This window comes from Burkholderia sp. IT-111MI5 (assembly GCF_949752865.1).
In the GTDB taxonomy this organism is placed as follows: domain Bacteria; phylum Pseudomonadota; class Gammaproteobacteria; order Burkholderiales; family Burkholderiaceae; genus Burkholderia; species Burkholderia pyrrocinia_C.
Genome location: NZ_CATKIF010000001.1, coordinates 23,879 through 38,362, shown reverse-complemented (window position 1 = coordinate 38,362; position 14,484 = coordinate 23,879). Strand labels below are relative to the sequence as shown.

The 14,484-nt window shown below is 66.3% G+C and carries 13 protein-coding genes; 3 read left to right on the top strand and 10 right to left on the bottom strand.

Going from position 1 to position 14,484, the window contains the following annotated elements; genetic code table 11:
- Positions 1–10 precede the first annotated feature (10 nt).
- The gene (gene uvrC / locus ACM6JT_RS00190; protein WP_414855761.1) at positions 11–2,053 is read right to left on the bottom strand and encodes an excinuclease ABC subunit UvrC; all 2,043 of its coding nucleotides are present in this window, start codon (positions 2,051–2,053) and stop codon (positions 11–13) included.
- 76 nt (positions 2,054–2,129) lie between these two features.
- On the opposite strand from uvrC, the gene earP reads away from it, so the two are divergent.
- The 3 genes from earP (at position 2,130) to ACM6JT_RS00175 (ending at position 5,663) form a co-directional block, all read left to right on the top strand.
- Positions 2,130–3,323, top strand: coding sequence for an elongation factor P maturation arginine rhamnosyltransferase EarP (earP, locus tag ACM6JT_RS00185; protein WP_414855760.1), 1,194 nt, complete (start codon positions 2,130–2,132; stop codon positions 3,321–3,323).
- A 128-nt stretch (positions 3,324–3,451) separates the two neighbouring features.
- The gene (gene efp / locus ACM6JT_RS00180) at positions 3,452–4,009 is read left to right on the top strand and encodes an elongation factor P (RefSeq protein ID WP_034183111.1); all 558 of its coding nucleotides are present in this window, start codon (positions 3,452–3,454) and stop codon (positions 4,007–4,009) included.
- A gap of 268 nt (positions 4,010–4,277) precedes the next feature.
- A complete protein-coding gene (locus tag ACM6JT_RS00175; protein WP_034183110.1) occupies positions 4,278–5,663 on the top strand; it encodes a sigma-54-dependent transcriptional regulator in 1,386 nt (461 codons plus the stop codon).
- Positions 5,664–5,855: 192 nt separating this feature from the next.
- Here the strand turns inward: ACM6JT_RS00175 and nagZ are convergent, their stop codons facing one another.
- The 9 genes from nagZ to ACM6JT_RS00130 all read right to left on the bottom strand — a co-directional run bounded on the left by nagZ (position 5,856) and on the right by ACM6JT_RS00130 (position 14,477).
- Complete coding sequence (gene nagZ / locus ACM6JT_RS00170) at positions 5,856–6,884, bottom strand: beta-N-acetylhexosaminidase (RefSeq protein ID WP_105390726.1); 1,029 nt, start codon at positions 6,882–6,884, stop codon at positions 5,856–5,858.
- A 16-nt stretch (positions 6,885–6,900) separates the two neighbouring features.
- Positions 6,901–7,329, bottom strand: a complete 429-nt coding sequence (gene acpS / locus ACM6JT_RS00165; protein WP_021159685.1) for a holo-ACP synthase — start codon at positions 7,327–7,329, stop codon at positions 6,901–6,903.
- Positions 7,330–7,401: 72 nt separating this feature from the next.
- Positions 7,402–8,178, bottom strand: coding sequence for a pyridoxine 5'-phosphate synthase (gene pdxJ / locus ACM6JT_RS00160; protein ID WP_105390725.1), 777 nt, complete (start codon positions 8,176–8,178; stop codon positions 7,402–7,404).
- Positions 8,175–9,011, bottom strand: coding sequence for a DNA repair protein RecO (gene recO / locus ACM6JT_RS00155; RefSeq protein ID WP_034183107.1), 837 nt, complete (start codon positions 9,009–9,011; stop codon positions 8,175–8,177). Before recO ends, pdxJ begins: the two co-directional genes overlap by 4 nt.
- Positions 8,998–9,897, bottom strand: a complete 900-nt coding sequence (era, locus tag ACM6JT_RS00150; protein WP_034183106.1) for a GTPase Era — start codon at positions 9,895–9,897, stop codon at positions 8,998–9,000. Before era ends, recO begins: the two co-directional genes overlap by 14 nt.
- Before the next feature lie 60 nt (positions 9,898–9,957).
- Positions 9,958–11,184: a ribonuclease III gene (rnc, locus tag ACM6JT_RS00145; protein ID WP_105390723.1), complete on the bottom strand. Its 1,227-nt coding sequence runs from the start codon at positions 11,182–11,184 to the stop codon at positions 9,958–9,960.
- 153 nt (positions 11,185–11,337) lie between these two features.
- A complete protein-coding gene (gene lepB, locus ACM6JT_RS00140) occupies positions 11,338–12,231 on the bottom strand; it encodes a signal peptidase I (protein ID WP_034183104.1) in 894 nt (297 codons plus the stop codon).
- Between the two features lie 16 nt (positions 12,232–12,247).
- On the bottom strand, positions 12,248–14,041 hold the full coding sequence (gene lepA / locus ACM6JT_RS00135) for a translation elongation factor 4 (RefSeq protein ID WP_034183103.1): 1,794 nt from the start codon (positions 14,039–14,041) through the stop codon (positions 12,248–12,250).
- A gap of 199 nt (positions 14,042–14,240) precedes the next feature.
- The gene (locus ACM6JT_RS00130; protein WP_034183102.1) at positions 14,241–14,477 is read right to left on the bottom strand and encodes a glutaredoxin family protein; all 237 of its coding nucleotides are present in this window, start codon (positions 14,475–14,477) and stop codon (positions 14,241–14,243) included.
- Positions 14,478–14,484: the final 7 nt, after the last annotated feature.

The following is a 14,484-nucleotide window of genomic DNA, read 5'->3' as shown; positions in this document are numbered from 1 at the left end:
ACGGGCCGCGTCAGTGAAGCTGCTTGTAGATCTGCTCGGCAAGCGCGTGCGAGATGCCCTCGACGCTCGCGAGTTCCTCGACACTCGCGGCAACGACGCCGCGCAACCCGCCGAACCGCGCGAGCAGCCGCTGCCGGCGCTTCGCGCCGACGCCTTCGAGCTCCTCTAGCCGCGACGTCTGGCGCGCCTTCGCCCGCTTCGCGCGCATGCCCGTGATCGCGAAGCGGTGCGCCTCGTCGCGAATCTGCGCGACGAGCATCAGCGCCGCGCTTTCCTTGCCGAGTTCGAGCGGCGTGCGGCCGTCCGCGAACACGAGCGTCTCGAGGCCGACCTTGCGCCCCTCGCCTTTCGCGACGCCGACCAGCATCGACGTGTCGAGCCCGAGCTCGGTGAACACCTGGCGCGCGATTTCGACCTGACCCTTGCCGCCGTCGATCAGCACGATGTTCGGCAGCAGGCTCGACGCCTCGGCCTGGCGCGTCGACTCGCCGTCGATGCCGGCCGCATCATCCGCGGCGGCCGCCTGCGCGGCCTGCTCGACCATCTTCTCGTAGCGGCGCGTGAGCACCTGCCGCATCGCCGCGTAATCGTCGCCCGGCGTGATGCCCGTGATGTTGTAGCGACGATACTCGCCCGACTGCATCTTGTGATGGTGATAGACGACGCACGACGCCTGCGTCGCCTCGCCCATCGTATGGCTGATGTCGAAGCATTCGATCCGCAGCGTCGCGAGATCGTCGCATTCGTAGCCGAGCGTCTCCGCGAGCGCGCGCGTACGCGCCTGCTGCGAGCCCTGCTCGGACAGCAGCCGCGCGAGCGCGAGCCGCGCGTTCTGCTCGGCCATCGACAGCCACGCGCGCCGCTGCCCCTGCGGCTGCCGCACCAGCGACACCTTGTGGCCGGCCTGCTCGGACAGCAGCTCGAGCAGGTCGCGGCTCGCGGGCGCATGACTCACGACGAGCACCGGCGGTACGCGGTTGCCGAGATAGTGCTGCGAGATGAACGCGTCGAGCACTTCGGCCTCGACCGACGCCACCGCGTCGCCGCGCGCGCTGCCGCCGTCTTCCGCGGGCTGGTCGGGCAGTACGCCGTTGGTCGCGTCGGCCGCGCCGGCAACCTCGGCCACCTCGGCCTCGTCGCCGAGACCGCCCTCGGCGAGCGTCAGCGCGCTTTCGACGTGCGTCGGGAAATACGCCTTGTCGCCGAGATGGCGGCCGCCGCGCACCATCGCAAGGTTCACGCACACGCGCCCGCCCAGCGCGACGACCGCCAGGATGTCGACGTCGCTGTCGCCGCCGACCTCGATCGCCTGCTGGTGCAGCACCGTCGCGAGCGAGCTCATCTGGTTGCGCACCGCAGCCGCCTGCTCGAATTTCAGCTCGGCCGCGAACGCGTGCATCTTCTGCTCGAGCTCGTTCATCACCTCGGACTGCCGGCCGAGCAGGAAACGCGCGGCGTTCGACACGTCGACCGCGTAATCCTCGTCGGAAATCGCACCGACGCACGGCGCCGTGCAGCGTCCGATCTGGTGCAGCAGGCACGGCCGCGTGCGGTTGTTGAAGACCGAATCCTCGCAGGTCCGCAACTGGAACACGCGCTGCAGGATCTGGATGCTCTCGCGCACGGCCCACGCACTCGGGAACGGCCCGAAATACTGGTTCTGCTTGTCGACCGAGCCGCGGTAGTAGGCCATCCGCGGAAAACGGTGCGCGGTGAGCTTCAGGTACGGATACGACTTGTCGTCGCGAAACAGGATGTTGTAGCGCGGCGCGAGCGCCTTGATCAGGTTGTTCTCGAGCAGCAGCGCCTCGGCTTCCGAGCGCGTGACGGTCGTCTCGATGCGCGCGATGCGCGTGACCATCATCGCGATGCGCGGCGACAGTTGCGTCTTCGTGAAATAGCTCGACACGCGCTTCTTCAGGTCGCGCGCCTTGCCGACGTAGAGGACGGTGCCCGCCGTGTCGTAATAGCGATAGACACCCGGCATGTGCGGCAACTGCGCAAGGATCTTCTTCGGTTCGAACGGAGTATCGGAGGCTTCTGGGGCTGTCATGCGTGATCCGGGCGCCTTGTAACGCGGAACGGGTCTATTAGAATCGCCAGTTTAGAGCATTCACCGGCCCGCTTCGATGCCACGCACCACCGCTGCCCCCCAATCCGCCGCGCTGCTCGCGCCGGGCGAACCGATCGCCTGCGACCTCTTCTGCACGGTAATCGACAATTTCGGCGACATCGGCGTGTGCTGGCGCGTCGCGCGCCAGCTCGCACACGAGCACGGCTGGCAGGTTCGCCTGTTCGTCGACGACCTGCGCACGTTCGCGCGCCTGCTGCCGGGGGTCGATCCCGACGCGGGACGGCAGACGGTCGACGGCATCGCGATCGAGCACTGGCATGCGGAAGCCGGCGACGCGCTGGAGATCGCCGATGTCGTGATCGAGGCATTCGCATGCGAGCTGCCCGGCGCGTATCTCGCCGCGATGGCGCGCCGTGCACGTCGCCCGGTGTGGATCAACCTCGAATACCTGAGCGCCGAGGACTGGGTCGCCGATTTCCATTTGCGGCCGTCGCCGCATCCGCGCTACCCGCTGCTGAAGACGTTCTTCTTCCCGGGCCTGTCGGCCGGCACGGGCGGCGTCCTGAAGGAACACGACCTCGATGCGCGCCGCACCGCGTTCGAAACCGACGCGGCCGCGCGCGCCGCGTGGTGGCAGCGCGCGACCGGCGGCGCACCGCCGGCGCCCGGCACGACGGTCGTCAGCCTGTTCGCATACGAGAATCCGGCCGTCGACGCGCTGCTCGCGCAGTGGCGCGACGGCCCGTCGCCGATCGTCGTGCTCGTGCCGGCCGGCCGCGTGTCGCCTGCCGTCGCGCGCTTTTTCGGGGCCGAGTCGTTCGGCGCGGGCGCGCATGCGAGCAGCGGCAACCTGGCCGCTCACGGGCTCGCGTTCGTTCCGCAGGCCGACTACGACCCGCTGCTGTGGGTGGCCGACATCAATTTCGTGCGCGGCGAGGATTCGTTCGTCCGTGCGCAGTGGGCACGCAAGCCGTTCGTGTGGCATATCTACCCGCAGGCCGACGATGTGCATCTGCCGAAGCTCGACGCCGCGCTCGCGCACTTGTCGGCCGGCCTCGCCGCCGCGCCGCGCGCGGCGCTCGAGCGGTTCTGGCATGCATGGAACGGCGTCGGCACGCCCGACTGGGCCGATTTCTGGCAACACCGTGCGGCACTGGACGCCAACGCGGCCCGCTGGGCCGACGCGCTCGCGGCGGTCGGCGATCTCGCCGGAAAGCTGGCGGAATACGCAAAATCTCAGTTAAAATAAGCGGTTATCCGACGGCCGACCACGCAAGCGCTCGCTTTTGGCGCCCACCGGAACGCGTCTGCTTGCGCCGTCAGCCGTTGTGCAACGCTCAGGCACCTATTTATTTGATTTGATCAGGACAGTTTTTTATGAAAACCGCTCAGGAACTCCGCGTAGGCAACGTCGTGCAGATCGGCAGCGACGCATGGGTCATCGCAAAGACGGAATACAACAAGTCGGGCCGTAACGCCGCCGTCGTCAAGATGAAGATGAAGAACCTGCTGTCGAACGCAGGCCAGGAATCGGTCTACAAGGCCGACGACAAGTTCGAAGTCGTCATGCTCGACCGCAAGGAAGTGACGTACTCGTACTTCGCCGATCCGATGTACGTGTTCATGGACGCCGACTACAACCAGTACGAAGTCGAAGCCGAAATGATGGGCGAAGCGCTGAACTACCTCGAAGACGGCATGGCGTGCGAAGTCGTGTTCTACAACGAGAAGGCGATCTCGGTCGAACTGCCGACGATCCTCGTTCGCGAGATCACCTACACCGAGCCGGCCGTCAAGGGCGACACGTCGTCGGGCAAGGTGCTGAAGAACGCGAAGCTCGCAACCGGCTTCGAACTGCAGGTTCCGCTCTTCTGCAATACCGGCGACAAGATCGAAATCGATACGCGCACGAACGAATACCGCAGCCGCGCGTAATCGCCAGCGATTCCCGCGTCGAACAAAGCGCCCTTCGGGGCGCTTTTTGTTTGCCTGTCGCCAACAGCGACCGCAAACCAGTGCCATATCAAGCACAAAATCCACCGGTAAAGATATTCAATTTGTATCATCGGTAACTGTTTTATAGCGCCGGAGAAATAATGCGCGTTACGCGTTCGGCGGGGCATAAAATCAGTTTTTAATCTGACATGCGGCTGCGGCTCCGATGGCCGACAGCCCGCCTCTCTTGACTCGACCCGCGTCCACCATGCCACACGCCCTGATTGTCGAAGACGATCCCAACAGTCTCTCCGGCCTCACCGCGCTGCTCGCCGCAGACGGCTTCTCGGTCGACACGGCCACGTCGCTCGCCGAAGCGCGCACGGCGCTCGGCCGCTCGATTCCCGATGTCGTCCTCGTCGACCTGAACCTGCCGGACGGCAGCGGCTTCGACCTGCTCCAGCACCTGCCGCAGCAACAGCCGAACGGCTCGCTGCCCGTCATCGTGCTGACGGGCAACGCGACGGTCGAAAGCGCAATCGAAGGCCTGCGTCACGGTATTTGGGACTACCTGCTGAAGCCGATCAACATTCCGCGCCTGCGCAGCCTGCTCGCGCGAATCCCCCGCCCGTACGAACTGATCGACGAGGTGCAGTCGCTGCGCGCATCGCTGCGCCATCTCGGCCGCTTCGGCGCACTGGTCGGCCGCAGCGACGCGATGCAGCACGTGTACGACATGATCGAGCACAACGCGCGCACCGAAACGGCCGTGCTGTTCGCGGGCGAAGCCGGCACCGGCAAGAAGCTGGCCGCACGCACGCTGCATGAACTGAGCCGCCGCCGCAAAGGGCCGTTCGTGTCGTTCGACTGCCGGACGATCACGCAGGCCGGCCGGCACGGCGCATCGCTCGACAGCGTGCTGTTCGGCCATGAGCGCGGCGCGTTCGACGGCGCCGAGCGCCGCGAATCGGGCCTGTTCGAACAGGCCGGCGGCGGCACGCTGTTCCTCGACGAGATCACCGCGCTGCCGCTCGTGCTGCAGGAAGCGCTGCTGCAAGCGCTCGATTCGCAGAACTTCATGCGGATCGGCGGCACGAGCGCGATCACGAGCGATTTCCGGTTGATCGCGACCACGCGCCGCCCGGCGCGCGAAGCGGTCGCGAACGGCACGCTGCGCGAGGATCTGTGGCTGCGCCTCGATGCGGCATCGGTCACGATGCCGCCGCTGCGCGAGCGCGACGGCGACGCACTCGCGATCGCGGACGCGCTGATCGACGAACTGAACCGCGAAGCGCGCGCGACCGGCCGCAGCACGACCGACAAGCGCGCGGCGCCGGGCTTCGTGCGCGAATGCGTGTCCTACGAATGGCCTGGCAACGTGCGTGAGTTGCAGGAGCGCGTGCGCTTCGCGTACGACGCATCGGGCGACTTCATCGAGACGCTGCGCGCCGGCGAGACCAGCTTCGCCGCCGGCGCCGCGCTGAACGGCAGCAGCGTGCAGATCAAGGTCGGTACGCCGCTGGCCGACGTCGAGGATCTGCTGATCCGCGCGACGCTCGACGCGGTCGGCGGCACGCGCCACCGCGCGGCGACGCTGCTCGGCATCAGCCCCAAGACGCTGTACAACAAGCTGCAGCGGATGAAGGTGAACTGAGCGCGCGGCGATGCATGCGGGCGCTGGCAGGATCTGACCGTTAGTTGCGTCACGAGGTCGCCGCGCGGGCATGCCCGATTTCCGCCGCAGTCCTGTTCACGCCTGCCGCACCCCATGTAAAAAGCCGCGCTGTTGCGCGGCTTTTTGTTTCAGCGACCGGAATGGCGCGGTACCGCGCCAGCCCCTCCCCGCTTACGCCAGTGCGCTGCTCAACAGCGCCTGCGCCTGCAGATACTCGGGCTGCACGATCAGCTTGTCCCACTTGAGCGCCTTGCCGCGCGCGCGCATCCGCTTGAGACGTCGCACCGACTCGGCCGATGCGTGCGCCTTCAGCCCGTTCAGCACGACCTCGGCTGCGTCCGGCTGGTTGCAGACGAGCACCATGTCGCAACCGGCGGCGAGCGCGGCTTCGGCCGCCTGCGTGAGCGTGCCGCCTTCGCGGGCGGCCTCCATCGACAGGTCGTCGCTGAAGATCGCGCCCGTGAAGCCGAGCCGGCCGCGCAGGATGTCCTGCAGCCACACGCGCGAGAAACCGGCCGGCCGTTGGTCGACCTGCGTGTAGATCACGTGCGCGGGAATCACCGCGGACAGCGACAAGCCGAGCCAGTCGTACGGCGCGACGTCCTGCTTGAGGATCGCGTCGAGCGTGCGATCGTCGGTCGGCAGCGCGACGTGCGAATCGGCCTCCGCGAAGCCGTGCCCCGGAAAATGCTTGCCGCAGTTCGCCATGCCGGCAAGCGACAACCCGTGGTTCAGGCTCTTCGCGAGCAGCGTGACGACGCGCGGGTCGCGATGGAACGCGCGATCGCCGATCACTTTCGAGTGCCCGTAGTCGAGATCGAGCACGGGCGTGAAGCTCATGTCGATCCCGCACGCGCGCAGCTCGGCGGCCAGGATGTAGCCGACGGCGGTCGCGACCTTCGTCGCGAGCAGCACGTCGCGATCCCACAGCTCGCCGAGGCGGCGCATCGCGGGCAGCACCGTGAAGCCGTCGGTGCGGAAACGCTGCACGCGCCCGCCTTCGTGATCGACGGCGATCAGGATGTCTTCGCGCACCGCGCGGATCGAGTCGGTCAGCGCGGTCAGTTGCGCACGATTCTGGAAGTGCCGCGCGAACAGGATCACGCCGCCGGTGTTCGGATGCGCGAGGCGCCGCGCATCGTCGCGCGACAGGGCCGTGCCGACGACGTCGAGCATGACCGGGCCGGGAGTCGTTTTCATCGAATCGGGAATTCCGTCAGGAGGAGGTTCGGGAAACAGGTGCAGGCGCGGCGTCCGTCTCGGCGATCACGAACGACACCGCATAGTCGCGTTCGTCGCTGACCGTCACGCGCGCCGTGATGCCGCGTGCGGCAAGCCAGTCGGCCAGTTCGCCCGACGCGACCACGTACGGCTCGCCGCTCGGGTGGTTGAGGGTCTGCAATGCACGCCACGTCATCGGCCAATGCATGCCGAGCCCGATCGCCTTCGAGAACGCTTCCTTCGCGGAAAAGCGCGTCGCGAGAAATGCGATGCCGCGCGCCTCGGAACGTGCGCGACGCGCATGGAACACGCGCAGCTCGTCGGGGCCAAGCACCTTCTCGGCAAACCGGCCGCCCGTGCGCTCGAGCACGGCCGCGACGCGGCTCACCTGGGCAATGTCGGTACCGATACCGTAGATCGCCATGTCAGTACGCGCCGGAGCGTCCCGGCGGGGCCGGGTTGCAAACGACGCCCGCGGCGCGATGGAATGTCATCTTCAACGCGCGCCGCCATGCAGCGCGGCGACGCGTGCGGCAACCATGATTGCCTTCATCTCGCGCACCGCGTTGTCCCAGCCCGCGAAGATCGCGTGCGCGACGATTGCGTGGCCAATGTTCAGTTCGACGATGCCGTCGATCGCGGCGATCTGCTGCACGTTCGTGTAATGCAGGCCGTGACCCGCGTTGACCTTCAGGCCGAGCTTCGCGCCGGCCTGCACGCCCGCGACGATGCGCTCGTATTCGCGCTGCTGCTCGGCTTCGTCGTGCGCCTCGGCGTAGCGGCCCGTATGCAGTTCGATCACCGGCGCACCCGCTTCGTGCGCGGCGCGGATCTGCGTTTCGTCCGGGTCGATGAACAGCGACACGCGCACGCCCACGTCGGCAAGCTGCTTGCACGCCGCGCGCACGGCCTCGAAGTGGCCGGCGACGTCGAGGCCGCCTTCGGTCGTCAGTTCCTCCCGCTTCTCGGGCACGAGGCACGCGTCGTGCGGACGCACTTCGCACGCGATATCGAGCATCTCGGCCGTCACCGCGCACTCGAGGTTCATGCGCGTCTTCAGCAGCGGACGCAGCTTGCGCACGTCCGCGTCGACGATGTGACGGCGATCCTCGCGCAGGTGCAGCGTGATCGCGTCCGCGCCGGCCTCTTCGGCAGCGAGCGCCGCGCGGATCGGATCGGGATAGGCCGTGCCACGTGCATTGCGCAGCGTCGCGACGTGGTCGATGTTCACGCCGAGGTCGATGGCGGTGGGCGTTGTCAGGAAGAAGCTCATAGGTTTTGCAGGTCGATCAGGATCTGGCGCGTGGCAAGCGGCGTACCGCCGAGATAGGTGTTCAGCAGGAAGCGCATCAGCGTCTTGCTTTGCGCAACCGTCTGGGCTCGATGGTAATCGTCCTGCTCCATGTCGAGCAACGTCTGTCCGGCGATGACCGGCCAGTGCGACGGCACATCGTCGTCCGCATTGCGCACGCCGCGCTCGGGATCGAACACGTACCGGCGCTCGGGTTCGACCGCACGACGCGCGACCGTGCGGTTCAGCGCCATCGCGTAGCCGGTCTCGCGCAGCAGCACACGCTCGAACGAGCGCAGCACCTGCACCGCGGGTTCGCCGTGCGCGAGGCGCGTGAGGGTCAGCACGTAATGATTGAACAACGGCGGCTGCGGATCTTCGCGCGCGCAGAATTTCACGAGCAGCTCGTTCGCATAGAAGCCGCACAGCAGCCCGTCGCCGGCGAGCGGCAGCATCCCGCCGACCCACTCGGCGCCCGTCAGCGTGCGCACCTCGGATTTGCCCGACCAGGACAGCAGCAGCGGCTGGAATGTCTGCAGCACGCCGCGCAGTGCGGAGTGCGGGCGCTTCGCGCCCTTCGCGACGAGCGCGAGCCGACCATGATCGCGCGTCAGCACGTCGACGATCAGGCTCGTTTCCCGGTACGGATAGCTGTGCAGCACGAACGCCGGCTGCTCGGCGACGCGGAAATCGGACGTGCGAGACGTCGCGCGCCGCGCCTTGCGCGGCGGTTCGGGCGGTGCCGGCAGCGGCGCGTCGTTCGCGCCGGCCGTCACCGCGTCTTCAGTCGACGTCAGCGCGTCATTCGTACCCATAGGCGCGCAGCCCCGCCTCGTTGTCGGCCCAGCCGCTCCTCACCTTCACGAAGGTCTCGAGGTACACGGGGCCGTCGAACAGCTTCTCCATGTCCATCCGCGCCTCGGTGCTGATCTGCTTGAGCTTCTCGCCCTTCTTGCCGATCACCATCGCCTTGTGCGAATCGCGCTCGACGAGGATCGTCGCGAAGATGCGCTTCAGGCGCCCTTCCTCCTCGAACTTGTCGATGATGACGGTGCTCGTGTACGGCAGTTCGTCGCCGGTCCAGCGGAACACCTTTTCGCGCAGGATCTCGGCCGCGAGGAAGCGCGAGCTGCGATCGGTGAGTTCATCCTCGCCGTAGATCGGCTCGCCTTCCGGCAGGTACGGCTTGATCGTCTCCAGCAGGCGCTTGATGTCTTCCGGCCGCTGCGCCGACAGCGGCACGAGTTCGGTGAATTCGCGCAGCGCGCTCATCTGCTGCATGAACGGGAACAGCGTCGCCTTGTCGGTCACGCGGTCGATCTTGTTCGCGATCAGCAGCGTCGGCATGCCGGGCGGAATCAGGTCGAGCACCTTCTGGTCGTCGGGCCCGAAGCGGCCCGCTTCGATCACGAACAGGATCACGTCGACCGACGTCAGCGTCGACGTGACCGCGCGGTTCAGCGAACGGTTCAGCGCGGTGCTGTGACGGGTCTGGAAGCCCGGCGTGTCGACGAACACGAACTGCGCGTCGTCGAACGTGTTGATGCCGGTGATGCGATGGCGGGTCGTCTGCGCCTTGCGCGACGTGATGCTGATCTTCTGGCCGACGAGTGCGTTCATCAACGTCGACTTGCCGACGTTCGGGCGGCCCACGATCGCGATCATGCCGCAACGGAAACCGGTAGGAGCGGGAGTGTTCATATCGTTTGGGAGACAGGTTCGGAAACGGCCGCGCGGCGCGCGGCGCGATCGATGGGCAATTCAGTGGTCGGCATCGGCGACGCGCGCCTGCGTGGCAGCAAGGCTCGCACCGCCCGGCGGCGTATCGGAATCGGGCGTCGCGGCATCGCGTGCGCGCACGGTCGCGCGCGAAGCGGGGTCGGAGCCGGCGGAAGGCTTGTCGGCGGACGACGATGCCGGATCGGCTGCGTGGCCGGCCGGTTTGTCGGCTGTGCGCGGCGCGGCTTCCGCGGGTTTTTCCGCAACCTTGTCGGTGCGCTCGGCCGGCTTTTCGGCAACCTTGTCGGTCGCCGGCTTCGTCGCCCGTTCGCCCTTGTCGGCAGCCGACTCGACATGCGCCGCTCGAATCGCGGCCATCGGCGCCGCAGCCGGCTCTACGCCGGCGCCGGTCGCAGCGGTTGCCGCAGGCACCGCACCGGCCGCCTTGGCCTCGCGCGCCGCCGCACGTTCCTTCCGCTCCGGCGAGCGCAGGTCGAGCGCTTCCTGCACGCCCTTCACGCCCGGCACGATTTCGGGTTCGACATGCTTCGACCCGCGCGCGTTTTTCGAGCGCTTCGGCTTCGAGGCCAGCATCGGCGCGGCCGCGATCACCTCGTCGAGCGCCTTCTTCGCCGCTGCCTGCTCGGCCGCGCGCCGGCTCGCACCGGAGCCCGACACCTTCACGTCCAGCTTCGGCACCGTGCATTCGACTTCGAATTGCTGATTGTGCGCCGCACCATGCGTCGCGACGACCGTGTAGGTTGGCAGCGCGATCTTGTGCCCCTGCAGGTATTCCTGCAGCAGCGTCTTCGCGTCCTTGCCGAGCGTGCGCGGATCGATGTGGTCGAGAATCGGGATGTAGAGGCGCTTGATGACCCCTTGGGCGGCTTCGAAGCCGCCATCGAGGAACACGGCCCCGATGATGGCTTCGAACGCGTCCGCGAGGATCGACGGGCGGCGGAAACCGCCGCTGCGCAGTTCGCCCTCGCCCAGCCGCAACCCGTCCGAGATATTCAGGGCCTGAGCAATTTCGTACAGCGACTGCTGTTTGACGAGGTTGGCGCGTACGCGCGACAGGTCGCCTTCGTCCAGCTTGCTGAAACGCTGGAACAAAAGGGCGGCCACCGCGCAATTCAGAACGGAGTCGCCGAGAAACTCGAGCCGTTCGTTGTGCGTGGCACTGTGACTGCGATGGGTCAAAGCCTGGCGCAACAATTCCGCATTGCGAAATTCGTAGCGCAGCCGGCTTTCCAACTGGGATAAGGGCATGTGCAGGAGTATAACGCGGGCGCCGGTCGGGCCGAAACGGCACGGCCGGACACGAAAAGGCGTGACGAGGCGGTGTTACCGCCGGTTCTTAAAGTAGTTCGGCAATACGCGACGCGGCCCGTGCATCGCGTATTGCGCGTGAGTCGAATGCGATCAGTTGAAGGAACCGATGCGCTTCAGGTCGCTGAAGTTCATCCAGATGAAGAACGCGCGACCGACGATGTTCCGGTCCGGCACGAAACCCCAGTAGCGGCTGTCCGCGCTGTTGTCGCGGTTGTCGCCCATCATGAAGTAGTGACCGGGCGGCACCTTGCAGATCACGCCGCGGCTGTTGTACGTGCAGTTGTCGCGATACGGATAGTCGTATGCGCCCATCACGAACGGCGGCACCGCCGGGTTGTTGAGGATCGCGTTCTTCTTGTTGCCGATCGTCTCCTCGAACTGCTTTGCGTAATTCTGGCGCTCGTCGTCGAAGAAATCGGGCAGCGGCGTTTCGGGCACCGGCTGGCCGTTGATCGTGAGCTGCTTGTCCTGGTACGCGACCGTGTCGCCCGGCAGGCCGATCACGCGCTTGATGTAGTCGACCGACTCGTCCTTCGGATAACGGAACACGACGACGTCGCCGCGCGACAGCGGGCTGCCCTGCGTGATCTTCGTGTTCGTGACCGGCAGGCGCAGCCCGTACTCGAACTTGTTGACGAGGATGAAGTCGCCGACGAGCAGCGTCGGCACCATCGAGCCCGACGGAATCTTGAACGGCTCGACGATGAACGAACGCACGACGAACACCGCCAGGATCACCGGGAAGAAGCTCGCGGTGTACTCGAGCCACCACGGCTGGCGCAGCTTCTCGTCGCGCAGCTTCGAACGCGTCTGCACGGCGTTTTCGTCCGCGAAACGCTTGTCGATGCGCGACTGCTGGCGATCGAACTCCTCGATCGCCGAGTCGGCCGCCATGCGTCGCCGCGGCAGGAACACCAGTTTGTCCAGCACCCACGCTACGCCCGTCACGGCGACGAGCACAAAAAGAATCAGCGCAAAATTCATAAAAGGAACAGTCCTGTTATTTGTCTTCGACGCGCAAGATCGCAAGGAACGCTTCCTGCGGGATCTCGACCGAACCCACCTGCTTCATGCGTTTCTTGCCTGCTTTCTGCTTTTCGAGCAGTTTTTTCTTGCGCGTGATGTCGCCGCCATAACACTTCGCCAGCACGTTCTTGCGCAGCGCCTTGATGTTCTCGCGGGCGATGATGTGCGCACCGATCGTGGCCTGGATCGCCACGTCGTACATCTGGCGCGGAATGATCTCACGCATCTTCGCCGCCACTTCGCGGCCGCGATACTGCGATTGCGACCGGTGGACGATCACCGACAGCGCGTCGACCTTGTCGCCGTTGATCAGCATGTCGACCTTCACGACGTCCGCCGACCGGTATTCCTTGAACTCGTAGTCCATCGACGCGTAGCCGCGCGACACCGACTTCAGGCGGTCGAAGAAATCGAGCACGATCTCGGCCATCGGGATTTCGTAGGTGAGCTGCACCTGGCGGCCGTGATACTGCATGTTGATCTGCGAGCCCCGCTTCTGCGTGCACAGCGTGATCACCGAGCCGACGTAGTCCTGCGGCATGTAGAGATTCACCGTGACGATCGGCTCGCGAATCTCCTCGATCTTCGGCGGCTCCGGCATCTTCGCGGGATTCTCGACCATCACGATCGAGCCGTCGCTCATCAGGACCTCGTAGACCACGGTCGGCGCCGTGGTGATGAGGTCCATGTCGAATTCGCGCTCCAGCCGCTCCTGCACGATCTCCATATGCAGGAGACCCAGGAAGCCGCACCGGAACCCGAAGCCGAGCGCCTGCGACACTTCCGGCTCGTACTGCAGCGACGCGTCGTTGAGCTTCAGCTTCTCGAGCGATTCGCGCAGCGCGTCGTACTGGTTCGCTTCCACCGGATAGAGGCCGGCGAACACCTGCGGCTTCACTTCCTTGAAGCCCGGCAGCGCTTCCGCCGCCTGCTTGGCCGCATGCGTGACGGTATCGCCGACCTTCGCGGCCGTCAGTTCCTTGATGCCGGCGATGATGAAGCCCACCTGCCCCGCCGACAGCGAATCGAGATTGCGCGACTTCGGCGTGAACACGCCGATGTGCTCGACCGGATACTGCGCGCCGGTCGCCATCATCTTGATCTTGTCCTTCGGGCGCAGCGTGCCGTTGACGATGCGCACCAGCATCACGACGCCGACGTAGTTGTCGAACCACGAATCGATGATGAGCGCCTGCAGCGGCGCGTCCGGATCGCCCTTCGGCGGCGGCACCTTCGCGATCAGCGCTTCGAGCACGTCCTCGACGCCGAGGCCCGTCTTCGCGCTGCAGCGCGTCGCATCGGTCGCGTCGATGCCGATCACGTCCTCGATCTCCTCGATCGCGTTCTCGGGGTTCGCGGCCGGCAGGTCGATCTTGTTCAGCACCGGCACGACCTCGACGCCGAGCTCGATCGCCGTGTAGCAGTTCGCGACCGTCTGCGCCTCGACGCCCTGGCTCGCGTCGACGACCAGCAGCGCGCCTTCGCACGCGGACAGCGAACGGCTGACTTCGTACGAGAAATCGACGTGACCCGGCGTATCGATCAGGTTCAGGTTGTAGACCTTGCCGTCGCGCGCGCGATAGGACAGCGCGGCCGTCTGCGCCTTGATCGTGATGCCGCGCTCGCGCTCGATATCCATCGAGTCGAGCACCTGCGCTTCCATTTCACGGTCGGCGAGGCCGCCGCAGACCTGGATGATGCGATCCGCGAGCGTCGACTTGCCATGGTCGATGTGCGCGATGATCGAGAAATTGCGAATATGATCCATTCAGTGCCGATCAAGCGAAAAAGGCGCGCTCGACGACTGCGGAGCACGCCTTGTGTAAGTCGGTGAAAAAACGGCTTATTTTAGCCGAAAAGGCCTTCGCCGGGCGGTATTTCGGACGCCGGGCCGCGCGGCGCCCGGCCGGAAGCGCCTGCCGGGCCAAGTCCCGTGCGAAGCGACGCCGGCCGGCGACCGGCCAGGCTCAGCGCCGGGCCATGAGCGCGTCGCGCACCCTCGCGTCGTCGAACCGGTGGCGGCACACTTCCGCGCCGTCCAGCAGCAGCACCGGCACGTCCTCGTCGTAGCGGGCGACGAGCGCCGCATCGGTGTCGATGTCGACATAGTCGACCGCGACGCCGAATTCGGCCGCCACCGGCGCCAGTGCGTCGCGCATGTCGTCGCACAGGTGGCACCAGCCGCGGCCGTAGAGCGTGAACATCGGCGCG

Excerpts from the sequence above, each read along its gene's own strand:
- uvrC (WP_414855761.1), bottom strand. The coding sequence starts at position 2,053 with ATGACAGCCCCAGAAGCCTCCGATACTCCGTTCGAACCGAAGAAGATC.
- nagZ (WP_105390726.1), bottom strand. The coding sequence starts at position 6,884 with ATGAAAACGACTCCCGGCCCGGTCATGCTCGACGTCGTCGGCACGGCC.
- pdxJ (WP_105390725.1), bottom strand. The coding sequence starts at position 8,178 with ATGAGCTTCTTCCTGACAACGCCCACCGCCATCGACCTCGGCGTGAAC.
- lepB (WP_034183104.1), bottom strand. The coding sequence starts at position 12,231 with ATGAATTTTGCGCTGATTCTTTTTGTGCTCGTCGCCGTGACGGGCGTA.
- efp (WP_034183111.1), top strand. The coding sequence starts at position 3,452 with ATGAAAACCGCTCAGGAACTCCGCGTAGGCAACGTCGTGCAGATCGGC.
- earP (WP_414855760.1), top strand. The coding sequence starts at position 2,130 with ATGCCACGCACCACCGCTGCCCCCCAATCCGCCGCGCTGCTCGCGCCG.
- era (WP_034183106.1), bottom strand. The coding sequence starts at position 9,897 with ATGAACACTCCCGCTCCTACCGGTTTCCGTTGCGGCATGATCGCGATC.
- recO (WP_034183107.1), bottom strand. The coding sequence starts at position 9,011 with ATGGGTACGAATGACGCGCTGACGTCGACTGAAGACGCGGTGACGGCC.
- lepA (WP_034183103.1), bottom strand. The coding sequence starts at position 14,041 with ATGGATCATATTCGCAATTTCTCGATCATCGCGCACATCGACCATGGC.
- ACM6JT_RS00175 (WP_034183110.1), top strand. The coding sequence starts at position 4,278 with ATGCCACACGCCCTGATTGTCGAAGACGATCCCAACAGTCTCTCCGGC.
- acpS (WP_021159685.1), bottom strand. The coding sequence starts at position 7,329 with ATGGCGATCTACGGTATCGGTACCGACATTGCCCAGGTGAGCCGCGTC.
- ACM6JT_RS00130 (WP_034183102.1), bottom strand. The coding sequence starts at position 14,477 with ATGTTCACGCTCTACGGCCGCGGCTGGTGCCACCTGTGCGACGACATG.
- rnc (WP_105390723.1), bottom strand. The coding sequence starts at position 11,184 with ATGCCCTTATCCCAGTTGGAAAGCCGGCTGCGCTACGAATTTCGCAAT.